23 protein-coding genes and 2 pseudogenes are annotated in these 23946 nt (G+C 39.7%); 8 read left to right on the forward strand and 17 right to left on the reverse strand.

Annotated elements, in window-relative coordinates; translation table 11 throughout:
• Window positions 1-181: 181 nt before the first annotated feature.
• The 4 genes from A6755_RS15060 (at window position 182) to A6755_RS15075 (ending at window position 2623) form a co-directional block, all read left to right on the forward strand.
• The gene (locus tag A6755_RS15060) at window positions 182-649 is read left to right on the forward strand and encodes a DinB family protein (RefSeq protein WP_063591162.1); all 468 of its coding nucleotides are present in this window, start codon (window positions 182-184) and stop codon (window positions 647-649) included.
• A gap of 62 nt (window positions 650-711) precedes the next feature.
• On the forward strand, window positions 712-1125 hold the full coding sequence (locus A6755_RS15065) for a VOC family protein (protein ID WP_063591163.1): 414 nt from the start codon (window positions 712-714) through the stop codon (window positions 1123-1125).
• A gap of 282 nt (window positions 1126-1407) precedes the next feature.
• Window positions 1408-1908 carry a VOC family protein gene (locus A6755_RS15070; RefSeq protein WP_053535006.1) on the forward strand — a complete coding sequence of 167 codons (501 nt, stop codon included), beginning with the start codon at window positions 1408-1410 and terminating at the stop codon, window positions 1906-1908.
• 163 nt (window positions 1909-2071) lie between these two features.
• The gene (locus A6755_RS15075; RefSeq protein ID WP_063592570.1) at window positions 2072-2623 is read left to right on the forward strand and encodes a ribonuclease FAU-1 family protein; all 552 of its coding nucleotides are present in this window, start codon (window positions 2072-2074) and stop codon (window positions 2621-2623) included.
• An 88-nt stretch (window positions 2624-2711) separates the two neighbouring features.
• Here the strand turns inward: A6755_RS15075 and A6755_RS15080 are convergent, their stop codons facing one another.
• Window positions 2712-3362: a lysozyme family protein gene (locus tag A6755_RS15080; protein ID WP_063591164.1), complete on the reverse strand. Its 651-nt coding sequence runs from the start codon at window positions 3360-3362 to the stop codon at window positions 2712-2714.
• A 156-nt stretch (window positions 3363-3518) separates the two neighbouring features.
• Between A6755_RS15080 and A6755_RS26110 the strand changes: the two genes are divergently transcribed.
• Window positions 3519-3674, forward strand: a complete 156-nt coding sequence (locus tag A6755_RS26110; RefSeq protein ID WP_082609346.1) for a DUF4021 domain-containing protein — start codon at window positions 3519-3521, stop codon at window positions 3672-3674.
• Between the two features lie 193 nt (window positions 3675-3867).
• Here A6755_RS26110 and A6755_RS15085 read toward each other — a convergent pair whose 3' ends face one another.
• From A6755_RS15085 to A6755_RS15095, 3 genes and pseudogenes are all read right to left on the reverse strand, one after another.
• Window positions 3868-4653 (reverse strand): glucose 1-dehydrogenase, encoded by a 786-nt coding sequence (locus A6755_RS15085; RefSeq protein ID WP_063591165.1) that lies wholly within the window; start codon window positions 4651-4653, stop codon window positions 3868-3870.
• 51 nt (window positions 4654-4704) lie between these two features.
• Window positions 4705-4992, reverse strand: a pseudogene (locus A6755_RS15090) (SDR family NAD(P)-dependent oxidoreductase); the annotation flags it as partial.
• Window positions 4993-5055: 63 nt separating this feature from the next.
• Window positions 5056-5853 (reverse strand): DUF2935 domain-containing protein, encoded by a 798-nt coding sequence (locus A6755_RS15095; protein WP_063591166.1) that lies wholly within the window; start codon window positions 5851-5853, stop codon window positions 5056-5058.
• 259 nt (window positions 5854-6112) lie between these two features.
• Between A6755_RS15095 and A6755_RS27630 the strand changes: the two are divergent.
• Window positions 6113-6205: pseudogene (locus A6755_RS27630) on the forward strand (formylglycine-generating enzyme family protein); the annotation flags it as partial.
• 393 nt (window positions 6206-6598) lie between these two features.
• On the opposite strand, the gene A6755_RS27635 reads toward A6755_RS27630, so the two are convergent.
• The 13 genes from A6755_RS27635 to A6755_RS15155 form a co-directional block, all read right to left on the reverse strand.
• Window positions 6599-6925, reverse strand: a complete 327-nt coding sequence (locus A6755_RS27635; protein ID WP_244889672.1) for a GGDEF domain-containing protein — start codon at window positions 6923-6925, stop codon at window positions 6599-6601.
• Complete coding sequence (locus A6755_RS15100) at window positions 6858-8150, reverse strand: histidine kinase N-terminal 7TM domain-containing diguanylate cyclase (RefSeq protein WP_244889673.1); 1293 nt, start codon at window positions 8148-8150, stop codon at window positions 6858-6860. The genes A6755_RS27635 and A6755_RS15100 overlap by 68 nt, the downstream gene beginning before the upstream one ends.
• A gap of 218 nt (window positions 8151-8368) precedes the next feature.
• On the reverse strand, window positions 8369-10168 hold the full coding sequence (locus A6755_RS15105; protein ID WP_063591167.1) for a S9 family peptidase: 1800 nt from the start codon (window positions 10166-10168) through the stop codon (window positions 8369-8371).
• A gap of 303 nt (window positions 10169-10471) precedes the next feature.
• Window positions 10472-11473, reverse strand: coding sequence for a C40 family peptidase (locus A6755_RS15110; RefSeq protein ID WP_377307332.1), 1002 nt, complete (start codon window positions 11471-11473; stop codon window positions 10472-10474).
• A 25-nt stretch (window positions 11474-11498) separates the two neighbouring features.
• Complete coding sequence (locus tag A6755_RS15115; RefSeq protein WP_063591169.1) at window positions 11499-12581, reverse strand: dipeptide epimerase; 1083 nt, start codon at window positions 12579-12581, stop codon at window positions 11499-11501.
• Window positions 12582-12596: 15 nt separating this feature from the next.
• Window positions 12597-13757, reverse strand: a complete 1161-nt coding sequence (locus A6755_RS15120) for a DUF819 family protein (protein WP_063591170.1) — start codon at window positions 13755-13757, stop codon at window positions 12597-12599.
• Between the two features lie 161 nt (window positions 13758-13918).
• Window positions 13919-14236 carry a DUF3870 domain-containing protein gene (locus tag A6755_RS15125; protein ID WP_034312026.1) on the reverse strand — a complete coding sequence of 106 codons (318 nt, stop codon included), beginning with the start codon at window positions 14234-14236 and terminating at the stop codon, window positions 13919-13921.
• Between the two features lie 320 nt (window positions 14237-14556).
• Complete coding sequence (locus A6755_RS15130) at window positions 14557-15423, reverse strand: carbon-nitrogen hydrolase family protein (RefSeq protein WP_063591171.1); 867 nt, start codon at window positions 15421-15423, stop codon at window positions 14557-14559.
• Between the two features lie 52 nt (window positions 15424-15475).
• Entirely contained in the window at window positions 15476-16960 is a 1485-nt protein-coding gene (locus A6755_RS15135; protein WP_063591172.1) for a sodium:solute symporter family protein, read from the reverse strand.
• Complete coding sequence (locus tag A6755_RS15140) at window positions 16957-17157, reverse strand: DUF3311 domain-containing protein (protein ID WP_063576267.1); 201 nt, start codon at window positions 17155-17157, stop codon at window positions 16957-16959. The genes A6755_RS15135 and A6755_RS15140 overlap by 4 nt, the downstream gene beginning before the upstream one ends.
• Window positions 17158-17286: 129 nt before the next feature.
• The gene (locus A6755_RS15145; RefSeq protein ID WP_063591173.1) at window positions 17287-18519 is read right to left on the reverse strand and encodes a Zn-dependent hydrolase; all 1233 of its coding nucleotides are present in this window, start codon (window positions 18517-18519) and stop codon (window positions 17287-17289) included.
• A 102-nt stretch (window positions 18520-18621) separates the two neighbouring features.
• Window positions 18622-20241, reverse strand: a complete 1620-nt coding sequence (locus tag A6755_RS15150) for an amidohydrolase (protein WP_063591174.1) — start codon at window positions 20239-20241, stop codon at window positions 18622-18624.
• A 298-nt stretch (window positions 20242-20539) separates the two neighbouring features.
• Window positions 20540-21424: a hypothetical protein gene (locus A6755_RS15155; protein ID WP_063591175.1), complete on the reverse strand. Its 885-nt coding sequence runs from the start codon at window positions 21422-21424 to the stop codon at window positions 20540-20542.
• Window positions 21425-21711: 287 nt separating this feature from the next.
• Here A6755_RS15155 and A6755_RS15160 point away from each other — a divergent pair, with 287 nt between their 5' ends.
• Both A6755_RS15160 and rocF read left to right on the forward strand, forming a co-directional pair.
• Window positions 21712-22347 carry a hypothetical protein gene (locus A6755_RS15160; protein ID WP_244889674.1) on the forward strand — a complete coding sequence of 212 codons (636 nt, stop codon included), beginning with the start codon at window positions 21712-21714 and terminating at the stop codon, window positions 22345-22347.
• A gap of 555 nt (window positions 22348-22902) precedes the next feature.
• A complete protein-coding gene (rocF, locus tag A6755_RS15165) occupies window positions 22903-23853 on the forward strand; it encodes an arginase (RefSeq protein WP_034312048.1) in 951 nt (316 codons plus the stop codon).
• Window positions 23854-23946: the final 93 nt, after the last annotated feature.

The following is a 23946-nucleotide window of genomic DNA, read 5'->3' on the forward strand; positions in this document are numbered from 1 at the left end:
ATTTAAGGAACCGAACATATGACATTTCCCCTTTTTACTTTATCTATTGGTTAATTATACATGAATGGAATTGCTCCATTGTTTATTAAAAAAGCTATGCATTCTTTATATTCAGGAATTAGCAGGACTTTTCGATTTTTCACAGAACTTTTATACAGAGTATTGATCAAAGGAGAGTGAAATGGTGGTTCTTTCGAAAGAGGGTTTGTTAAATATATTGGAAGGCAACAGGAGATTGACGTTGCGGGTGGTTGAAGCTTTCCCTGAAAAGGAATTATTTCATTATACACCGGCCGGGGAGCTTCGCCCTTTCGCAGAGATGGTTAAAGAAGTCATGAACATTGAGACTGGATATATGCGTGGAATTGCACTGGGTATTTGGGAGTTTCCAGATTCCTTTGCCGTAATCTCCACCAAAGAAGAACTCGTATCAGCATGCGAAGCAGTAAGGGATGAGACGAGGAAATTGTGGGAGGAAATGACCGAGGAAACGCTTGATGTGGTTGAAAAAGATCCTTTTTTCGGTCCTTCACAAAGCCACTTTGATAGACTTCAATATGCCCTGGAAAATGAGATCCACCATAGGGGACAGGGTTATATTTATCTTAGAACCCTTGGAATTGAACCACCGGAATTTTTCGTAAGGTAATCATACATTAAGTAATAAATTGGGAGCAATGAAAAATAAATAAGAAAATAGGAGTGAGATACATGTCAGTTGATGCATATCTTAATTTTAATGGTAATTGTCGACAAGCAGTAGAGTTCTACGCAGAGGTTTTTGGAACGGAACAACCAAATATCATGACCTTTGGGGAAACACCGCCTAATCCGGAATTTCCCCTTCCAGAAGAAGCGAAAGATTTAGTCATGCATTCAAGGCTTACTATTAATGGTAGCAATATCATGTTTTCAGATACTTTTCCTGGTATGCCTTTTGTAGAAGGAAATAACATCAGCCTGGCATATGTCGGTAATGATGTGGAGGAAATTAAATCGATCTTTAACAAACTAAGTGAAGGCGGCACGGTTGGTCTAGACCTGCAGGAAACATTCTGGAGTAAAATTTACGGTCAGTTAACCGATAAATTCGGAATCCAATGGCAATTTAACTTCGAAAGCTGAGAAACGGAATTTGGATATAGGACTTTTCACGGTTGAAAAGTTTCTATATCCTTTTGTATTTCCATCACCATAAGGCTAGGATATTGTAACAAGCAAAGGATTAAGGGGATTAGTTAAATGATCGGTTGGAATAAACAAAACACAACCTAACTTTACATCATTATCTTGGTTCATGATAAAAGGTGTATAGTGAAAGGGTACTTTCAATGTATTTAATCTTATCGAATCAATTCTCATTTCCTGATCATAATAGCAAGGATGAAACAATAAAGGAGAAAAATCATGAAAAACAAAATTCAAAAAATCACAACTAACCTTTGGTTTGATTCACAAGCCGAAGAGGCGGCGAAGTTCTACACATCCATCTTTGAAAATTCTAAGATTGGAAGAATCACTAGCTATGGAAATGAAGGAAATCAAATCCATGGAAAGACAATGGGTTCTGTGATGACCGTGGAGTTTGAATTGGAAGGACAAACATTCGTAGCATTAAATGGCGGTCCTCAATTCAAATTCACAGAGGCAATATCATTTATCATCCATTGCGAGGATCAAAAAGAATTGGACTATTATTGGGGAAAGCTCTCGGAAGGCGGAGATGAAAAGGCGCAAGTGTGCGGTTGGCTAAAAGATCAATTTGGCGTGTCTTGGCAAATCATCCCAGAAAATCTAACCGAGATGGTGAACGACTCCAATCCTGAAAAATCGGAAAGAATGATGAAAGCGCTGCTCCAAATGAAAAAAATTGACATTAAAACTTTAGAGCAGGCATATCAAGGTTAAGTTCCAATAAACAACATTCTGATTAGGCAGAAGAGTGAACGATTTTGAAATAGTTAAAACCTAATTTCCCGGTACTTGTGAAATTAGGTTTTGATATTTACCAAAGTAGAAAAGAAACAAATGGCATAATGATCTAGATGGTTTTTAAGGGAGAAATAAGATGATGGACAAAATATTCACAACAGCACTTCAACGTGGCAATGAAATAATTGAAAGAAAAATCCGCTATGACTCTTTAGTTGTAGAACATACCTGTTTGCTATTAAACGCACAAAATCATCATGTCGTGCTTTTTCATGAAATCATGGATGCGTTCACGATGAAAGCGGGTCCTATAGAATTAAACATACCCATTGGAAGTTATACGATAGCTTATTATTGGAAAGGCCGCCCTTATAATTTATACATTTGGAGAGATAATGAAGGCAATTATTTGGGTTCCTATTTTAATATTGTAAAAAATACATATATGGCGGATAAGTTGTTATCCTTTGAGGATTTGATCATTGATATCATGGTGCTTCCGGATGGGTCACATTTTATTTTGGACGAGGAAGAGTTACCTGTGCCCTTAGAGCAATTTGAGAATGGTTCTGTTAAACAAGCCTTAAACTCTTTACTTGATTCCATTGATATCCTTCTTTCACAAATTATTGAGGAATCCGGGAAACTCTATAAACATAACGACCTCCTTCCATGGTTGAACAATAAATGACAAACGTTTTGATTCTTTGAACTCCGCAAAAGAGATAGCATTACCATTAACAAAAAGCCTACTTCATTCAGTAGGCTTTTTGTTCCCCTCACTCACCATCAGCTTGAGCCGATATACTGTTGCCAAGCTCCTCAATGTTCTTGGATACCTTTGCACTGTATGAGTAGTCACCGTAGCAATATGGGTACCGAAAATTATCCTTGTCCCCGCCGCAATCATAGAGCTTGGGGTTCTTTTCGACCTGAAGCATGGAGAACTTCTTCGCAAGCTCTTCATTATGCTTGCCCCCTTCATTCGCCACGAAATCAATATAACCAATTCCCATGTTATATGCTTGAATGATCGTGGCAAAATCCACGCCCTTTTCATTGCCATATTCATTGATCCTCTTAAAATGTTTCACCCCATACTTAATGCTTTCCGTTGGATCTGTGATTGTATTTGGATCAAGACCCGCTGACTCAGATGCCTGCATTGGGTCACCGCCCCGTCCTCGGCTTTCCTGCTGCATCAAAGCAATCAATGTCGAAGTATGCTCCTCAAGTCCGTATTTAGCCAACTCCCCTTGAAGGAGTGAGCTATACTTTTTTACGTTCGCGAAAGAATCAAGCGTATTTACTGATGTGGAAACATTTTCGGAATAGGGGGTTTTCATGATCTCCTTAATGAGCAAAAATGCAAAAATCAGGATGAAAATGGTAAAAACTTTCTTTGATTTCTTACGTTTCTTCTTCTTCACATTCTCTCTCCGATATCTCTAAGTTAATATATTTATATCTTAACAAATAGTAAGACTAATAACTATTTAGAATACCCAATTAAACGTTTTGTAAATGAGATTACCATGCATATTTTATCGAACGATGAGACACCCTATTGGTTGGAGGTGATATGTATGGACAAGAAGAATGAAAAAGAAGAAATCCTTGATGATAAAAAGAAAAAATATAGAAACGAGTTTGGGGCAGATCCGGATGAACAAGAAATGAATGGTCTGTATGGTATGTTGGAAACTGAATATGAAGATAAGCTTCATGATAAAGAAAAGTAACGATTGGTTTCTTTAATATTTGTTAAGCGCCTTAATATGGCGTTTTTTTATGAGTTCCTTTACTATTCTATTCTAATGGTTCGTATTTCGTTTCATAATGTACTGATTTTTAAAATTTGAATTCATTTGGTCATTAAATAAAAGGATACGATTAAAAAGGGAGTGACCTAATACTGTCACTCCCTTTACACGTTTAGTATTGTGAAGATTGTCCGCCATCAATCGGAATGACAGCCCCGTTGATGAACTCCGATTCCCCTGATAATAGGAAGGCGACTAAACGGCCGACCTCTTCTGGTTTACCAAAGCGTTTCTTAGGATTCACACTGACGAAATCCGCCATTGCTTCTTCCCAATTTTCCCCGCCTATTTGCCTGAATGAACCTTCTACCATTGCCGTTAAGATAACTCCTGGTGCAATGGCATTTATGCTGATTCCATATTGACCATATTCTATGGCAGCTGTTTTCGTTAAGCCTGCAACAGCATGCTTACTCGCAACGTAAGCACTTTGGTTAAGCACAGCACGAATTCCACCTACGGAAGCCACGTTCACCACTGCCCCTGATCCTTGTTCTTTCATGATTGGCAGAATATATTTCATACCATAGAACACACCATTAATATTGATGTCCGCCACTTTGTTGAAAACTTTGCTATCGTATTCAGCCATAGGGGCTTGTTTACCTTCGATGCCCGCATTATTATAGAATGCATCAATTCTGCCATACTTGCTGACTTTTTGGTCTACATAGTTCTTTACTGCTTCTTCATCCGATACATCTGCAGTGACCAGAAGCACGTCCGATTTTGGTGCAATTTCCAAGATTAATTTTTTTGTCACTTCCAAAGATGCATCGTTTAAATCAACTAATGAAAGTTTAGCCCCTTCTTTAGCCAATTCCAATGCGGCTGCTTGTCCTAACCCTGATCCTGCTCCAGTAATGATTACAACTTTGCCATCGAATCGTTCGCTCATTTGTCAAAACTCCCTTTTTAAGTTATCTCGAAAATCCTTTATTTATTATAATTATCCTTTAAAGCTTAAGAATCCATCATCAACAGGGATGACTTGTCCATTAATGGCGTCCGCTTTTTCAGAGAACAAGAACGTTACAACTTCAGCAACTTTTTCTGGCTGAATCAATTTTTTCCTCATATGAAGTTGTGCCAAACTTTCCAGGAACTCTTGATCTTCACCAATGATCGGCGTTTCGATGAAACCTGGTGCAACGCCGACAACACGAATCCCATATTGCGCAAGTTCAATGGCACCGGATTTAGTCATGGCGATGACTGCAGCTTTTGCGGCATTATGGTAATCAACAAAAAAGCACATATAAAGAGCCCGTTTAAAGAAAGGGCTCCATGAGGTACTTTTTTATTCGACTAGCCTCGGTTTCGCTGGATCGCAGTTTGGCTTTTCCATTTCTGTCGATTCAGCGAGTTTCGTTAAATAATAACATTCTTCACGCCACATATGATCAGCCATTAATGGCGAAAGAGTTCCAAGAGCCTGCGCACTGAGGTCAAGCTCCTCCAATTCAAGCAGGAAGTGCTGGAAGAATTTAATTTCCAATGTGACGTCCGCATTCATTTTTTCCAATGCTGGGAATGTTGACAGATTGGTTCGTAAAAATCCAGCCATTTCAACAGCTTTTAAATAAAAATCATTAAAATGTTTTTTATATTGCTCACTTTTTTCTTTTAATCTTTTTTCAACATCATCCATATTGGATGATATTGCACCTGCATGCCCTGCAGCATCAAGCAGCCAAACCAAATGATGTTGAAGTTCATGAAAAACCGGCGGCATTTGATTTGAATTGAAATATTTCAATAATCTTAAATATTCTTCTAATTCGTTCACCATATGATTAATGAATGAAGGTGAAAGATGTATTTTAATTTTACCTACCAGATGCTCTTTTATAAGACATAGCTTAAACTCCCGAAATCTTAATGTCTCTTGTTCTGCTGTGGCAGTAAGTTGCGAAATCTCTTCTGAATTGGCTTTACCAAGGAGAGTATCAAAAATTTGAATGAATTCTGAGGCAATTTCAATGTATTCCACTTCGACCGGAGCTAAAGACTCGTGGATGAACCTGGCATGGTCTCCTAAGATTTGCAGCCAAAACCGATGCTCGAATCTTGCTGCTTTCTCCAAAAACTCGTTCATTTGCTCTCCCCCATAATTTAAAGTAAAAGAAACTCACTTATAATTTGTATTCTTAAACCTACAAACTTATTAATATAAATTATTTGGGGCGTAATCAATCTAAAATTGATTCATTACCCGCACAATTGAACATCCGGCCGAGATAAAATCCTGTCCACACCCCAAGTGGGTCAAGCGTGTTCATACCTTCTCCAAACACGTTCATTAGCGTTCTAATTTAAATCTCTGGCAGTATAACTAAAAAACCAATGTTCTTCGAGTGGTGAAAGTTCCAGGGGGAGAAATAGAATTAAGGGACGATAGAATTAAAAGCAAATGGAAAGCTGAAATCAGACCGTTTCTTCTGCCTCAAAAAAGGAAATCATGAAATTTTATCATTTTAGAGAATTATTAAAATGCAATCCGACTGGTTAAATTCCTTCCGACAAAACGGGTTTATAGAGTAGATATCTTGAGATCGAGTACCGCCTTAGAGGAATTAATGAATTCTTCAGTTTCAAATAGCCCCCTTCTGCCTTTGAATGAATCCTTGAAACGAGTCATGGACGAACATTATCGCCTCATTTTTCCTTACGGAAACAGCCTCGGTTATAGAGTATTCAGAGCAAGTAAAAAGTAATCTCCAGCTTCAAGAAGTTACGCAAGTTCTTCAGTTTGTTTACACGGATTACTGAATACAACAATTATGAACACAATGAAAAAAACCTAGAACAAGTTCAAGGTTTAAAGGAATGGTAATATAGTCTTAGGCTATGATCTGTACACAATTTCGGCCATTCTTCTTTGCGGCATATAAGGCTTGGTCGGCCCGTGGCATCAATGTTTGGATGGAATGGCCTCGATCACCAGCTTCAATTGATGCATGAGTCACACCGAAACTGCAGGTAACGGAAATCTTCTCTCCATTAACCTCTGCAATACTTTCAGAAACCTTACCCCTTATAACATCGGCCAACTCATATGCAGTGGGTAAATCGGTATTCGGCAAACATACGATAAATTCTTCACCACCATAGCGCCCCAATAGATCTCCTTCCCGAATATATTCTTTTGCAGTATTTGCAACAAGCATTATGACAGCATCCCCCTGCTTCATGTCCAAAAGTATCATTAACATTTTTAAAATGATCGATATCAAACATGATGACTGAAACACTGCCGCCTTCCCTGCTTAGAGCATCGAATAAAATTTCCGATTTTTTGATAAAAAATGTTCTATTCAATATTTGGGTTAACCCGTCCAAGCTGGCAAGTTGTTTCAACTTTTCCAGCATGAGCACTCTTTCAGTTACGTCGGCGAAGGTAATGATCTGTCCGATGGGCAGGTTGCTTTTGTTGAACACGGGTGAAAAACCAATATGGTAATGTACCATATCACCATTTATGCTGCATGTAAAATCACTGTCTTGCTGAAGGTAGATTATTTCCCTAAGATGATGATTCCCATTTAGCACACTTGTAATCGATTTACCTATAGTATGTTTATCCAACAAAGGTATGACTTTGCGCATTCCATGGTTATAATCAACAATCAACCCCTGTTGATTTAAAACGATGACACCCTCTTTCATACTTTCAAAAACAGTATCCCTGGCGATCGGTGCTACATTGAACATTTGAAAAGTCAATAGTGCCGCACCATGAAAGATAAACGTGATACTCATGGATACAGGACCAAAATCGATACCATATGAGCTTAATCCATTTATATAATAGTAATTTGCTAATATAGGAATAAGCAGACCTGCCACCATCATTGATATTTGCATCCTGAATCTGAATGAAGAATTTTTCAACTGCCTTAGCAATATTATTATACTTATCATCACACATAAAAAAAGAAACAGGGAGTGAACGTAAAACCAAGGGCCGCCCACCAGTTTAATTATCGGAAAAGGACTATCGCCTCTCAATCCCATTGATTTGTAATAAAAGTGATGAGAATCATTTGTATAATGCATGAAAATGGTGATGAACGGTATGATGAAGAGTGCATATTTCCATACCTTCTTGATTCTATGCCCTATATATTCTATGCACATCAACAAAAGGAAGACTGGGATGAAAGGCAAGGCCATGTACTCGACCCTTAACCAAAATAAGATTTGTTCCAAAGATGTACTGGAAAGTTCGAAAGCATAGGAAAAAGTAAAAATGGAAGACAATAATGTCACGATACTATACGGTTTTGCTCCAGGTGCATCCTTGACCTTTAATAGTGCAAATAAACACAGGAACAAACTTAAAGCACCTGCCAATATAACTACGAGTAAGTATATCGATAATTCCCGTGGCATTGCGAATCAACTCCGTTTAACAAAAAAATGATTTTTCCGTATATTATATAGAACTTTATAACTAGGTGACTAGTGTTTATTCGGGGAATTCTGAATTTTGAATGACTGATTTTAATGCCGTATTAGGAAGCTATTTACTAACACCCAAAACTCAAAAACCCCTGCTTCATCACTTTGAACGTGAGCGGCAGGGGTTCTTAACTTGTAAAAATACCGTATTATACCTTCTCTGTTACTGCTGTGAATCGCTTTAAGAAAGAGAGTATTTTTTGATAGACGGCAATTTCATTTTCTTTTTTGGAAAATCCATGTCCTTCATTTTCTAGAAGCATATAATCGACATCTCTTCCTTTATCCTTCAACGCTTGAACGATCTGATCCGATTCCTCTTTGACGACACGGGGATCGTTTGCTCCTTGAATGACAAGCATTGGCTTTATCATGGATTCTAGATAGGTAATAGGCGAAAACTCGATTAGTTTTTCTTTATCTATATCCGGGTTTCCTACCCATTGGTCCATGACTGGCTTCCAGTCTTCAGGTACGGAATTGATAAATGAGAATAGGTTGGATGGGCCGAAAATATCGACAACCGCCTTAAAATAATCCGCATGTCGCCCGTGCAGCAGAAGGGCCATATAGCCTCCGAAGCTTCCGCCCATCAAAAGAATGTTGCCTTTTTGTGCATGCCCTTGGTCTATCAGCCAATCAAGGCCGGCTACATTATCAAGTCGCGGTCCATTTCCCCAATCTCCCTCTACCATTTTCATGAATTCCAAACCATAACCAGTAGAACCGCGGAAGTTTGGCGCGAAAATACTGTAACCGTTATTCAGGAAAAATTGAAATGAAGCTCTAAAAAACTTCCGTTCTGCCGCTTGAGGTCCTCCATGAGGCCAAAAAATGACTTCACCATTGTCATTTTCCTTTTTTGCCCTAAAAAATAACGATTCGATCTCACGGCCATCAAAGGAAGGGTAGGTAATGATGTCCGGTTCAACCAATTCATTAGGATCCACGCCAGGAACAGTATATTTAGTTAATGATACCCACTCATCACCTGTATTTTTATAGATATTATGAGGCTTGGTTGCACTCATGCCAAATAGGTAAAGCGTGCCTGATGCAGCAACTTCAAGTTTATTAATGACACTGCATGGCACGGGGATGTTTCTCCAATTTTCATTTTGCAGATTGATCTCATATAATTGATCCTCTACACCCTTTTGACTGGTTATATATAATAATTGATTCTCTTTACTATAAGTAATGGCAGTAAAACTCTCATTCTCCAATTCTTTAACTTTACAGAACTTGTTTGTTTCAAGGTTGTATGAAGCCAAATAGGTAAAGTCCGAATCATAATCAGTCAATAAATATATCATCGAATCCGAAACAAAAACCCCATCATTCACTGTGTGTTGTTTCTCTGTCGGCGGAGTGAGCAGGATATCTTCGTTGCCTTTTTTTGCATAGAGAAGAGTATATGTATTAGCAAAGTGTTTATAGTAAAGTAAGGTTTCTTCATCTGGGCTGAAGCCAAATAAATAGGTCGCTGCATCTTTCCCCTCCAGTACCAGCCTTTCCTGTCCTGATTCTAAATCCAAACAATAGGAATTAAGAAAGGAAGGGTTTTCTCTGGATGTCGTGTAATAGAGCTTTTTACTGTCATTCGATAATTTTGGCATGAAATTACGTGTATTTTCATGATTAACGATTTCCTTCATTGTACCTCCATTCAAAGGAACTCCGTAAAACTGGGTATTTTCATTACCGTCTTGATCGAAACCAGCAATGATAAACCGGCTCTTCTTATCATATATAAGCCCTTGGCAGCTTTGATCGATGGATGTAAGCGGATAAGGAAAGGAGTTTGGCAAATCCATTCCCCATAAATTATACTTGCCGCTCAAATTGGTACTGAAAACCAGATGTTTTTCATCTGGACTTACAGCAAAATCAGCAATGGAAAACGTTCGTAAAAATTGCTCAACATCAGGTTTTGGAAAAGTGATCATCATTGGCAACCCCTTACTTTTATAATATTAAGAAATATCCGCAACTAATTATACCATATTTTTCCTCATCGTGGAATTCGCAACTTAAGGAAGTAGTGAAGTCAAGTTTCACTCACCAAAAAATGGATAATAAACATCCCTGAATATTTAGTCTCATTTAATCTTAACTAAACACTCTATAGGCCACCGGAACAACTTATTCAAAACGATTCCTCTTTAAAGACATCGGAGCATATTCTGAGAGAAGATCTGTTTACATATGAAAAAAGCTTAAGAGCACTGGGCTCTTAAGCTTTTTAAGCATCAATCTATATATCTTCTTGCTCCGGCATATTCCTCTCCGTATCCCGATGTTTTTATTTCATCTATCCTTACATGTGTTGAGCTGTTAGGTGAATGGATCATTTTGCCGTCACCAATATACATTCCGACATGATGGACCTTTCCTTTCCCTTTATCATGGGCAAAAAATAGTAAGTCACCTGGTTGTAGATTTTCTTTTTCAACCTTTTTGCCATGCTGAGCCTGAATGGAAGAGTCCCTTGGGATCGTTATTCCATTAGCATGGTACATCGTATACGTAAATCCAGAACAGTCAAATCCAAAACCGGACATTCCAGCCCATAGGTAAGGTAGCCCCAAAAAACCTTTTCCTGATTCAACGATGTCCTTACCGGTTGGAGCCGGTATTTGATTTTCATTTTGATAGACTGACACGTCTTGCTTTTCCATCCATTTTGCCCCATTACCCGGTGTCATCACCTTCACTTTATCTTTTTTCACCTGCAATAGCGGAAGGCGGGTATTGAAGCTGACTTCGATGAATTTGGACCGAAGTTTCGAATCCGAATAAAGCCAGGTCTTTGGAGCATTTACAAGGGCAAATGCTCGTTTAGATTGCTTCTCAAAAGAATGTCCGTCTTTTAATTGTGCCTTTGGCATCCATCCTGGGTAACCAATATCATTACGGGGTGTAGGTTGATTGGCAACGGCTACTTTCACCCATTCACCCCGTTCTTCAAGAATCGTCACTTTAGAACCATATAAAGCTTGTGTTTCCAGGTTACCTACAAGCCACAGCTTGTCTTCATATTTCATTGAGCCGATCCATTCATTCAAATCAGCGGGATTCGATGCAGAAGGGACATCGATTTCCCTTAATAATCCCGGCTCAGTCCAAAGAGTGGCCACGTTCACATCAACATAGGCAATTCTCTGTTTCTCCCTGGAACTAGCTTCATTGGGACTGAATACTAAAATACCAAAAGCCAATAAAGATAACACAAAAACGGTTAACCTTTTCAAATCATTCACCCTTTCGAAATTGTTTTTATTGAGTAAAAGAGGATTTCCTCTTGACTCCCAGTCCAGGTTTATCGGAAATGAGAAGTTGATCTTTCATAAATTGAATGCCTTCAAATGGCTCATTCTTAATCCATAATGGGGCATCTAAATCAATCTTCGTTATATTTGGATGGGCGGTTGCCAGATGAGCCGCGGCCGCTACACTAACGGATGATTCCATCATACTCCCGATCATGCATTCCACCCCGGCTGCTTCTGCCATATCGGCGATTTGGAGTGCACGTCGAATTCCGCCAGTTTTCATTAATTTGATATTAAGGAAATCAACAGCATGTTCATTCAGGAGTCTCATGGCATCACGTGGGGAAAACAAACTTTCATCGGCCATGATCGGCAATTGGACAAAGCGTTTTATTTCTTTCAATCCTTCGATATCATGGGCTTGCACGGGCTGTTCCACCAAATCAACGTTCAGCTTTCTTTCTTCGATTTCATGAATGATGGAAATCGCTTGTTTTGTTGTCCACCCTTGATTTGCGTCAATTCTGATCATAACCTGTTCGCCAACAGCAGCACGAATGCAGGCAACGCGCTCCACGTCATTCTTCCAATCCTTCCCCAGTTTTATCTTCATCGTAGAGAATCCGCTTTCGATAAGGGACAATGCCGCCTTTGCCATTTCTTCAGGTTCATCAACGCTGATTGTCATATCATTTTTCAGGACATTAGATTTACCGCCAAGATATTGATATAATGGGAGCTGCCATCGTTTGCTGACTGCGTCGTACAAAGCGATTTCAACAGCAGCTTTTGCACTTGTGTTACCTACACAGGATCGTTGGATCAGCTGAGACAATGCATTGATATTCTCGATGTCGCGGCCAATTAGATGTGGTGTGATCACTTCCTCAATGACCGTCATGATTCCTTTTGTAGAATCACCTGTGATGGCAACCGTAGGGGCTGCAGCCCCCAAACCTTCCGTTCCATCCTCCAATTTTACGGAAACCATGATGTTTTCAATTTCCGTTGCAGTGCGTAATGCAGTCTTGAATGGCTTGATTAGTGGCAAGGTTTCCACTGATACTTGTAAACTTTCAATCTTCATATTAACAACCCTTCCTTAAAAGCTTGAGAGTATATATGATGTAAGAATTCCAAAATAGGTGCCCAGAAGACTGCCAAGTACTGCCATCAATATCCCGACCGGTATTAGCGCCCTGTTGAATGCACCTGCCAATATGGGGGCTGATGCCACGCCCCCTATGTTGGCCAAAGAGGCAACTCCCATTGTAAATAGATCCAACTTAAAGATTTTGGCCAAAATGACCATGATCAATCCATGAAAGAATAGAATCATAAAGCCGGAAATAATATACACAGGTGCTTGAAACAGCTGTGAAAAATCGGCATGGGAAGCAATTAAACCAATGACGATATAAAGCATGACTTTGGAAATTTCCATGGAACCGGCAATACGTCCAACCTTCGTGACAGCCAGAATTAATCCTACGGTCGAAGCGATGATGATCGTCCAAGTGGTTCCATTCACAGCGGCACCGAGTACCGGCAGTCTCTCCCCAATTTTGGTTGCACCTGCTGAAACAATTAAAGCCAGCGCCAAGAAACCGATCAATTCCACGAATCCAAATTCCGTCTTGGCGGTTTCCCCCGCTTCAAGCTCGGAAGTCATCTGATCAATGAAAGATGTATCCGCTTTCGTCCAAATATTGAATTTTCCAGCAAGAGGCACCAGCCAAAACAAGAACATGACCCAAATGGAATAATTAACAGTATCCATGATCAACGCATAGCCAAAAATATTTTCAGGCACATCGAGTATGCCTTGCAAGATCACCATATTGGCAGAGCCCCCTGTCCAGCTTGCGCTCAAGGCCGAGAATGCCTTCCAAGTTCCTTCCGCATAAAAGCCATTCATTAAAACGTAAGTAAGAGTGAACCCTCCAATAATGCTGAATGAAGCCGCAAAAAAAGTTAACAGCATCTTTGGTCCAAGTTTGATGATTTTCCGCATATCGCATTGCAAAAGCATAAGCATCAACATGGCAGGCAGCAGGAGCCCCCGTATGGTGCTATATGCACTTTCGACTGACTCACTATCTGAAAAGACCCCGAATGTTTTCATCAGAGCCGCTCCAATATAAATAAGAACAATACCAGGAACATACTTGAAGAACTTTCCTCCTATCTTTTTTTCCACAACCGCAATCACGGCAGTAAATGCCAATAAAAAGCAGACAAACATCACACCATCTTGAATCATATTCCATACCTCCTTAAATTTTATAACAAAAGGTAATTTCCACTTTTTTCACACTCATCTATTAATTATTGCATGGCACTACATAGAAAAATCCAGCTGCCAAAGAGCGCGTACGCACTCTTTAAAAGCTGGATTTCAATTGCGACTGACAAAAGAAGCAGCTATAACTTATAAAGTTGCTGATATTTGATGCTGGCATTTCTTAGGGCGACGGTCAGTGCTTTCTGAGATGAACCAAAATACCGTTGCTCAATTTCTGTCTCCAATTCATCGGGCCGAAGAATGGATTTACCAACTAACATGGATTGAATGAAGCGTGATGTAATCGATATCGTGGTCGAGCATTCCGCATCTACTATTTCATGCGTATCACGATCAATGACGAACCCGATAAAAAAGCAGTTGAATTGCTGTGTAATTGGATTATTGGACGGTGCCTTCGATTCGCCAACTATATATACTGTATTCTGTTGAAACATGATTGTAGTGCCTCCTGCCATTACAGACATCATAACAGGTATAAATAGGGTGACTATCTATATTATTACAATATGAAATGGTTATATATATTTTAATATATATAGCAAGCATTTGACAATATATTTTGTATATTAAGTCAATTCCCGATTCCTTCGGCCAGAGAATAGATAAGTTCTATAACTAATACGCCAATCAAACTGAAGAATCACGAAGAATAACCAGGTATTGTTAAAGAACTCGTTTCAGGGGTCATTTTTTGACCTACTACCGCACTTTATTGGAACATCATTCGGACGACAATGGTTCGGGATCCAACACATCATTTCAGCCCTTCGTATGGTTCATATTTCGCATACATATCTTTTCGGCGATTTCGATCCTTGAAGGTGGTTGCTGCACCACTTTTTCGATTCTCATAAAGTTCGTCCATATCCACTGTACCGGTAATAATGGTATGTTCATTCATTACCGCCTCGGCCACTATTCCATTAGCAGGCCAAGCGCTGTCACAGGGGCTAAGGATACTGGCACGGCCATATCCGTTCGGCAAGGGTGATCCTGGTTCACCAACTGTGGGGCAATGAACAAAATATACCTGATTTTCTATTGCCCGTGCATGTGCGCAATGGCGAACTCGCCAAAAACCAGCCTCTGTAAATGTGTATGATGGGCAAAAAATGATGTCGGCACCGTTCACTGATAATATCCTTGAAATTTCAGGTATCTCCGCTTCATAACATACCGCTATCCCTATCTTAACCGGACCCACGGAATAAACCTCCAGTTCATCGCCTTCAGAAGTATGCCAATTCGCTTCAGCAGGAAAGATATGAGTCTTTTTATGCTCAACGACTGTTCCGTCTTCATCAAAAATATAAGCAATATTGTAGTATTCATTTTCGCGGCGTTCCAGATGAGTGCCTGCAATGATGACTTGTTTTCTTTTTCTTGAAATTGACCTGAAAAGATCTTTGTATTGATTGGTATATTCATCGATCCTGATAACGGACGAGGCATCCTGTTCTCCAAAGGCTGCTGATAACCCGATAGTTAGCAGTTCAGGAAAAATGATATAATCCGAGTTTTCAGGAACTTGGGTGATCAAGTCTTCTACTTGTTCCTGAAATTCAAGGAAATTTGACACTTTTTCTACACGAAATTGGCAAGCCGTTATTTTAATTTTCACAAAAGCCCTCCCATATCATGTTTTATCAGTTCTTCCAGACTTTTAAAAGAAATTAGGATATCTTGTCCAGATCATTCATCTCGGTCTGTTGCATGGAGATTTGTTTAGTCAGGGCACTTACAAGGAATGTTACTAGTATATTAATCAACAAAGCTATGACGCCTGTACTGATATCATTAATTACATGTGGGGTATTTGGCAGGAATGTAGCAACCTTCACATCTGCAATTGTCGCATATAAAACAATCAGGACACCTGCCAATATTCCAGCCATCGCACCATACTTATTGATTATATTGGTTTTTGGCAAACTGAAAAACAAGGACGGGGCCAGTTGCGTAATTAAACTGTAAGACATGATATTCAGGATGGCCAAAGCCTCGCCGCCTGTAACCGTTACAATTAAAGCAATGATTGAGATACCAATAATGATTATCCTTGAGACAATCAATTGATGTGTTTCAGTCGCAGAAGGGACCAGAACTTTGAAAAAGCTATTTGTCAGACCTACCGATGCAGCCATTAGCATGACTGAAGCCGGTACTAGGGCCGTCAATAAACCTGCAGCTCCGATAACCCCTATCACCCAAGGATCGAATGTTTGTATCGCCAGCCTTAAAAGTGAGAGATCACCATCAGCTCCTTGCAAACCCGGGATTTGCATGATGGCTGTAAATCCAATGAAAAAAACGAACAGCAGCAACAATGTGTATAAAGGTAACGCAATCGCATTTTTGCGAAGGGTCCTTTCCCCATTGGACGATAAAACGACCATGAAAGTTTGTGGCAGCAAATAAAATCCTAGTGCATTCAGCAAAACGGTGGACACAAACCAGGACTGACTCAATCCCTGATCTGCCAAAACCAACATTTCCGGTTTGGCAGCTTGCACGGTCTCGAACATTGGCTGTATGCCTCCGAAGTAATGAACTGGAATGTAAATCCCTAAAAAGATGACGACCACCAAAATCATGAAATCTTTCAGTATGGCAGTCCATGCCGAACCATGAATGCCTGAAATCATTACATAGGTAGTTACAACCACAGCACCGATCACACTTGCAGCAACTGGTGAAATGGCTCCGTATGATGCTTCTGAAACAATGATACCCAATCCTTTAAGCTGTATGACTATGTACGGGACGAGGGCTAAGCTTCCCAATACAGCAACGATCATCCCCATTGACCTGCTTTTATATTTAGATGCAAAATATTCTGGCTGAGAGATAATGGAATGTCGTTTTGAATATCTCCATATTTTAGGGACGAGCCAATATGATAGGACATAAGCTAAGAAAATATAGGCGGGAACATAATAAGCAGCGGCACCTTTTGAGTATGCCCACCCACTTCCGCCCAGGAATGTAAAAGTTGTATAAATTTCACCTGCTATCAAGAGAAAAATGAAGAATGTACCGAAGCCCCTGCCCCCTACGGCAAATTGCTCCATATCCATATCCTTCCCTTTTCTTGCTTTAATCCCTAAATAAAGTGCTAGAACCAAGATGATGGCAATGATGAGCAATGAGATATTCATTCAGATTCACTCCCTTTATTATCAGGATCGAACTTATAGACGATCATTAAGATAATCGATGCCATCACCATCCAAAATGCAACCCAAAATAACAAAAAAGGCATTCCCAATATGTACGGTTCTATTTTATTTGCATAGGGCAATAAACCTAAAAACCCTATAAATGGAACAAAAAGCAATAGCTTAATAGCATTCAAATTATACCCTCCCCAAATTAGTTTCCTTACACGGGTGCATAACCACCAGTCAAGCCGACTTGCATGCTGAACTGATGGTTTGATGGCACCCTTCGGTCACTGGCTGTATACAACCAACCATATTTCCGCTTAAGATGACTGGATGGCAAGGACCGTTTCCAATATTACATTGACGCCTTTTTCACAATCTTCCCATGTAGTAAGTTCCTCTTCACAATGGCTTTTCCCGTTGATGCTTGGGACGAAAACCATGGCAGTAGGTATATAACTGGCTATAAACTGTGCATCATGTCCTGCACCGCTTACCATTCTTTTATATGGTAGTCCTAATGAATTGCTCGATTGCTCGAGCAAATTGCAAATGGATTTGTCGAACCACACGGTATCCCTGTCCCACAATTTTTTCGCTTGGATGTCGCAGCCGCCTTCAGAACCTCTAGTTGTAAGGCCTTTTATGACTTCCTCCACCTTTTCGATGACTTTGGAATCCTTATGTCTCGCTTCAAGCGAAAAAACCACTTTATTAGGGATGACCGTATGGATATTCGGAAACACATTCACCCTTCCCATCGTAAAAACCAAATCGTCATCAAGCATACCTAGCTTCTGACGGGCCTCCATGATCAAGCTATTCGCGGTGAAGAAAGCATCTTTTCTCATATTCATCGGGGTGGTTCCTGCATGATCGGATTCTCCTGTAATTTCTATCTCATAGCAAACCATACCAAGGACACATTCAACGACACCGATCGTTAGTGATTCCCGTTCAAGAATGGGCCCTTGTTCAATATGCAACTCTAGAAATGCAGTTGCTTCTTTTAAACGAGACTCTTGATCCCCTGCATATCCAATGGCACTCAAGGCACTTTCGAAAGTGGTTCCTTCACTATCCGTCTTTTGCAGCATGACGGATTTTTCGAATTTACCCGAAAGAACTCCCGAAGACATCATGGAAGGTTCGAATCTGGCTCCCTCTTCGTTCGTAAAATTGACGATCATTACCGGAATTTTAGGCTGGATATTGTTTTCGACTAGAGTACGCACGACTTCCAAGCCTGCAGCTACACCCAAGATACCATCAAACCGCCCGCCCTTTTTTACGGTATCCATATGCGATCCCATTACAATAGGTGGTTTGTTTTCAAGTCCCGCTAAAGTGGCGTAAATATTCCCCATATCATCAATCTTAATGGTCATACCCAATTCTTTGCAGCAAGCGCAAAAATAATCACGGACTAATCGATCTTCGTCGGAAAGGGATAGCCGTGTGACCCCGTTGTTTTCAGTGCGTCCAAAATCAGCAAATTTTTCTAGCGTACGACTCAGCCTCTCACCATTAATTAATAATTTTTGCTTTTTCATAGCGAATATCCCCCTTTTAGATAACCTGCTAAATCCTCTTCGTTCGCTTAAGCCAAAAAAATGTTAGTGAAGGTCTTGTTGTTTTAGAATAGTCACGCTAGATTATATTTCCACCATTGTTTCCCTATGATAAAGAATCTCCCCATTCAGAATCGTCGATTCAACTTTCAAATCCTTGATATTTTGGGAATCCACTTTCAATATACTATCATTCAATACAACTAGATCGGCCAGCTTTCCTGCCTCCAGGCTGCCTTTGACATCTTCATCGAAACTAGCAAACGCGCCATTCCATGTATATAGTTTAATGGCTTCCAATACGCTAATCGATTGAATCGCACCTATTTTCATACCAGACATGCTTGTTCTATTAACAGCAACGTGTATGCCTAATATAGGGTCGTGATCAGTAACGGGAGCATCTGAACCGGCTGCGGCCAGGATGCCATTATCAATAAAATCACGGGCAGCGTACATATGGTTGACCCTATTGCCGTAATGTTCAATATATATATCACCGAATTCATAAGGAAATGGGGGGTTGGGGATTGGGATGACCCCAAGTTCTTTCATCCTTTTTTGTAAATCTGGTGAAGATATTCCAGCATGCTCAATTCTATGTCTATGATCTTTTCTGGGCGATTCATTCAAAGCCTTTTCCACGCAATTCAAATACATCTCTATTGCCCTGTCTCCTTGGGCATGGACTGTGATTTGAAAGCCTCTTTTATGTGCCTGACCTAATACTTGATGGATCTCCTCTTCTTTATAATAAAGAATCCCGGAATAACCAGGATCACTCGTATAAGGCTCACGGGTGGCAATTGTCGGACCGGTACTGCTGCCATCCGTAAACAATTTGGCTGGTCCGATTTTGAATCTTTCGTCCCCCGTTCCGGTTATCACTCCCGAATCTACCATTTTATTCACAAATTCATGAGAATTATTCAATGAACCGACCATCGCATAGATACGGACACGAATGTCCTTATTTTTTATGGCCTGCTGCATTAAACGGAAACTGTCAGGACCATGAGCACCAGCTTCATGAATGCTTGTAATGCCTGCTTTAATGAAATGTCCCGATGCTATTTTGACCGCCTTCAACAGTTCACTTTCTGAATAGCCTGCTCTGTCGGCCATTATCATATTTGCTGTTTCAATGAGTTTTCCTGTAAGTCTCCCCGCTCCATCCTTTTCAATGATCCCTCCAGTTGGATTCTCTGAGTTTTCATCAATTCTAGCAATCTCAAGCGCCCTGCTATTCACCACGCTTATATGGCTGCATGTGCGATTCACGATAATGGGATGGTCTGTTGAAATAGCATCCAATTCCGCTATTGTTGGATAACGTTTTTCTTTCACTGCGGTCTCATTGTAGCCCCAAGCCCGAATCCACTCACCTTTAGGGATCGTCGAAGCTTTCTTCTTCAGATCGATTATCAAATCTTCTACAGATTTGATATGTTCAGCTTTACAGCTCACTGCCAATTGATTGACACCATACAAGATTAGATGAATATGAGAATCTATAAACCCTGGAAGTAAGGACTTTCCCTGCAAATCAATCACATTTGTTTCTTCTCCGATAAATACCTTGATTTCCTGATTCGTTCCGACTGCCGAGATACGATCACCGTTAATTGCCAGGGCTTCCGCGACTTCATTTTTTTGATTTGCGGTTATGACTTCGCCGTTTATGAACACGATATCAGCTTTCAACCAACACACCCCTTCCTTTTTGTTTCCCCCTCAGTTCTGCCACCTCTTCATTTGCTGTACCTGCCGCCACTTACCGGAATATTCTGTTTTCAACAGATTCATTATATCCACACCAGATTGTGAAATCATTAGACAAATAGTCAAAAATATCATCGTTTTTTTATACCTTTTATATAATTGCGTCTTAATTCCCATGGTTTGCTGGCCCCAGCCCCCTCTATTCCTAAGGGGACTATAACCAATCAAAAAAAGGATAGATCCAGCTGCTTATTTGCTTATCTATCCCGCCATTATTCAATTACAACCCATTGTTTCTCCCGATAATGCCAATGGTCAAATACTGTTTATTTTCTTGAAAATCCCATGGCCAGTATCGAAGGGTTAATTCGCTTTTATCCAATTTTTCAATAAACGTTTTTACCCCTATCAAGGCTGCCCCATATCCAACGTTCGAGGCCAATGCAAAGATGGCATTCAGCCCTTCATTAATGGTATCCATATACTCAGGTTCGATTTTTAAGATATCAGTCCATGTAATACAGAATCCATTTTGCTTGGTACATTTAGATATAGAGTGATTCACTGTACGAACGATTTCATCCCTTACATCCAAAATTTCATTCTTCATCTCTTCTGCATCTTTTTTCTGATAGTGGTTTGCATGATCGGAAAGAAGTTCCATGGCCCAATTATAAAATAGTTGAGTATAAATGGCGGAAGTTGCCACGATATCAAAATCATTATAATAATTAGCAAAAACACGTTCAGAAAGCTGACCTAACCGATTCTCGGTATCCTTTAAATACCGAATAATTCCCTTTGCCGTTTCACCACGATTCAGCATGGAAGATAGGTGGTGATCAAAATCCACTTTATCGAGGCCTGTTACATCAATTTCAATAAGTTGAATTTTCTCCCGGGTCCGTTCAGGCAAATTTGCCGTACCCTTTTCCATACTTTCCATATCAATATCAAATAGGTATATGGAGTTGCATTTAGTTGCCAGATACTCTATATCCAAATCATCGCAATTGCCTGCTCCGACGATAGCCACTTTATCTACGAACGCTTTTTTCGAAAAAACGGCATCGAATAAACCTGTAACTTGTATACGATGCTGTTTCCACCTTAACTTTCTGTATTCATCCCGATTATGGTTCATTTTTCTTTGATAGGTTTCCAAGTCAATCTCTCCCTTTAGGGTACTAAGGATTTATTTATTGTAACAAAGTATCCCGATCTTTTGGAGGGCAGGTAATTTAGATTTCGCACTGGGGAAAAGATAGGCTCATTTTCCATAGTAAAATGAGCGATAATGATGTTAGAATAATATGGGAATTATTTTAAAGTGGCAGTGATTACAGGAGGGAGTTCCTTGAGCAAAACAAAGAAGATTTTACTTACTTTATTAGGCGTTTTTTCAATCATCTTGGTCGGTTTGTGATCCTTTTATTTTCATTCACACAGAGCATGAAAGCAGATCCCGATGAAGAAAAGAAGATCCGGGATAAAGCTGAAAGATACTTAGAGGAAACTTTTGATGAAGGAACCGAAATATATGATGTCCTATACGACAATATGGGAAACCGGGGCTATTTTGAATACGCAGCTAAAGTGAAACATGAAAAATATGGTACGCATTTTCTTGTTTTCTTTAATGATGAAACAGGGGAAATGGAGGATACATTCCTATCTGATAAATGGCAAGATGATGCAGAGAAGGAAATCAGGCCATATGTTGAAAAAGAACTGGGTGACATGTTGATATCCAAGGAAATGGAAAATATTGCAGAAAGCGAAGATTGGGAGAAGATTCAAGAAGAAATAGGCGATAATAATCAATTACTCTTGGTCTTTGATGAGGGGATCGGTAAAGAATTGAACATTGATCCGAATAAGCCAGCCAGCTATAAAGATTACGAAGTTTCCCCTACCATCCGGATTACCCTTTCACGTAAGAAACAGGATGCAGATGAAGACCGCTTTAACGAAATGATCAATGGCCTTAAAAAAGATAAAGTTCTTGCACATGGAAATATGATTGTAGAATATATTAGTACCAATGGTGTGCCACTTGAAGATGAGGAATGGCATAAAAGATTTTAAAACCAACATATAGTTTAACAGGAAGGTAAAGGGCAGCCGCTCTTTACCTTTTTTGTATATGTGAAACAAACCCTTCAAAATGGCACTTTCCTCTAGTAATCTATCCTATTTTTTGTAATGAATCGTTTCTCGCGGTTAACCACATTAGAGAAAAAGTTTTTTATTTTCACGTCAAAAAAATTTTTTTAATATAAAAATGAAAAATCCTTCCATGCATTTTAGGTGAAACCGCTCCTTTTGATGAATAAATGTAACCAGTATAATATATTCAATATCTTCAGAATCTTCCTTCGGCCACCGATTCCGATTGGTAACGCTATCACTTCCATTCCTGGAATAAAAATCTTAACAATCTCAGATTTCAAAGGAATTCAGCCAATTTTCTTCATACCCCGCACGGTAATGTATCCTATTCATAAATAATCAATAACAGGAATTTTACCCCAGGACTTTTACCCTTTTTTCAATCGTATAAATATTCAAAAAAATGTCGAGTTGAGTCATCTATCCTTTTACCCTTATACTAGGGTAGAAAAATCGAAGGAGGAATTACATATGAAAAAGGAAATTTCAATCATTGGTGTGCCAATGGATCTTGGTCAAACTAGAAGAGGAGTGGATATGGGGCCAAGTGCCATCAGATATGCAGGATTAAGTGAAAGACTTGAAAACATTGGCTATACTGTCCGTGATGAAGGTGATATTAAAGTAGAAATACAGGAAAGAGCACAAAGTGATAGTGACACAAATTTAAAGAATCTGCAGGATGTAGCAGAAGGTAATGAAAAATTGAGCCAAAAAGTGGATGAAGTCATCCAAGCAAATCGTTTTCCTTTAGTTTTAGGAGGAGATCACAGCATTGCTATCGGTACATTAGCCGGTTTAGCGAAGCATACTGAAAACTTAGGGGTAATATGGTATGATGCACATGGGGATTTAAATACTGCCGAAACTTCCCCATCAGGAAACATACACGGTATGTCCCTAGCCGTAAGTTTGGGTCTTGGCCACCCTGCACTGACTAACATCGGCGGATATTCTCCAAAGGTCAAACCAGAGAACATTGTCATCATTGGTGCCCGTTCTTTAGACCAAGGTGAGAAAGAGTTAATCAGGGAAAAAGGAATTAAAGTCTATACGATGCATGAGATTGATAGAATGGGTATGACAAAAGTGATGGAAGAATCGATCGCCTATCTGAAAGAACGTACGGATCTTGTACATTTATCACTTGACCTTGATGGTCTTGATCCAGATGATGCACCTGGGGTCGGTACACCTGTAATGGGAGGCATTAGTTACCGTGAAAGCCATCTTGCCATGGAAATGCTGGCTGAAGCTAATATCATTACATCGGCAGAGTTTGTTGAGATAAACCCAATATTGGACGAGCATAATAAAACGGCTGAAGTTGCAGTCGCATTAATGGGCTCATTGCTTGGGGAAAAATTACTTTATGGAGCGGAAGAACATATCACTCCTGATTTATTGGCTCAAGTTAAATAATCGGACACTTTGTTTTTGATAGAAAGATAGAGAGTTCTTTAAAGTGATACTCCATAGGAAAAAGCCCATACTTCGTTTATGAGCTTCTTCCTC

It is taken from the genome of Peribacillus frigoritolerans, assembly GCF_001636405.1.
GTDB classification, from domain to species: domain Bacteria; phylum Bacillota; class Bacilli; order Bacillales; family DSM-1321; genus Peribacillus; species Peribacillus frigoritolerans.

What these genes read in the sequence shown, in the direction of transcription:
- A6755_RS15070 (WP_053535006.1), top strand. Translation starts at nt 1,408, where the DNA reads ATGAAAAACAAAATTCAAAAAATCACAACTAACCTTTGGTTTGATTCA.
- A6755_RS15095 (WP_063591166.1), bottom strand. Translation starts at nt 5,853, where the DNA reads ATGAACGAGTTTTTGGAGAAAGCAGCAAGATTCGAGCATCGGTTTTGG.
- A6755_RS15115 (WP_063591169.1), bottom strand. Translation starts at nt 12,581, where the DNA reads ATGAAGATTGAAAGTTTACAAGTATCAGTGGAAACCTTGCCACTAATC.
- A6755_RS15075 (WP_063592570.1), top strand. Translation starts at nt 2,072, where the DNA reads ATGGACAAAATATTCACAACAGCACTTCAACGTGGCAATGAAATAATT.
- A6755_RS15065 (WP_063591163.1), top strand. Translation starts at nt 712, where the DNA reads ATGTCAGTTGATGCATATCTTAATTTTAATGGTAATTGTCGACAAGCA.
- A6755_RS15100 (WP_244889673.1), bottom strand. Translation starts at nt 8,150, where the DNA reads ATGCCACGGGAATTATCGATATACTTACTCGTAGTTATATTGGCAGGT.
- rocF (WP_034312048.1), top strand. Translation starts at nt 22,903, where the DNA reads ATGAAAAAGGAAATTTCAATCATTGGTGTGCCAATGGATCTTGGTCAA.
- A6755_RS26110 (WP_082609346.1), top strand. Translation starts at nt 3,519, where the DNA reads ATGGACAAGAAGAATGAAAAAGAAGAAATCCTTGATGATAAAAAGAAA.
- A6755_RS27635 (WP_244889672.1), bottom strand. Translation starts at nt 6,925, where the DNA reads ATGCTTGTTGCAAATACTGCAAAAGAATATATTCGGGAAGGAGATCTA.
- A6755_RS15125 (WP_034312026.1), bottom strand. Translation starts at nt 14,236, where the DNA reads ATGTTTCAACAGAATACAGTATATATAGTTGGCGAATCGAAGGCACCG.
- A6755_RS15060 (WP_063591162.1), top strand. Translation starts at nt 182, where the DNA reads ATGGTGGTTCTTTCGAAAGAGGGTTTGTTAAATATATTGGAAGGCAAC.
- A6755_RS15135 (WP_063591172.1), bottom strand. Translation starts at nt 16,960, where the DNA reads ATGAATATCTCATTGCTCATCATTGCCATCATCTTGGTTCTAGCACTT.
- A6755_RS15120 (WP_063591170.1), bottom strand. Translation starts at nt 13,757, where the DNA reads ATGATTCAAGATGGTGTGATGTTTGTCTGCTTTTTATTGGCATTTACT.
- A6755_RS15145 (WP_063591173.1), bottom strand. Translation starts at nt 18,519, where the DNA reads ATGAAAAAGCAAAAATTATTAATTAATGGTGAGAGGCTGAGTCGTACG.
- A6755_RS15105 (WP_063591167.1), bottom strand. Translation starts at nt 10,168, where the DNA reads ATGATCACTTTTCCAAAACCTGATGTTGAGCAATTTTTACGAACGTTT.
- A6755_RS15085 (WP_063591165.1), bottom strand. Translation starts at nt 4,653, where the DNA reads ATGAGCGAACGATTCGATGGCAAAGTTGTAATCATTACTGGAGCAGGA.
- A6755_RS15160 (WP_244889674.1), top strand. Translation starts at nt 21,712, where the DNA reads ATGAAAGCAGATCCCGATGAAGAAAAGAAGATCCGGGATAAAGCTGAA.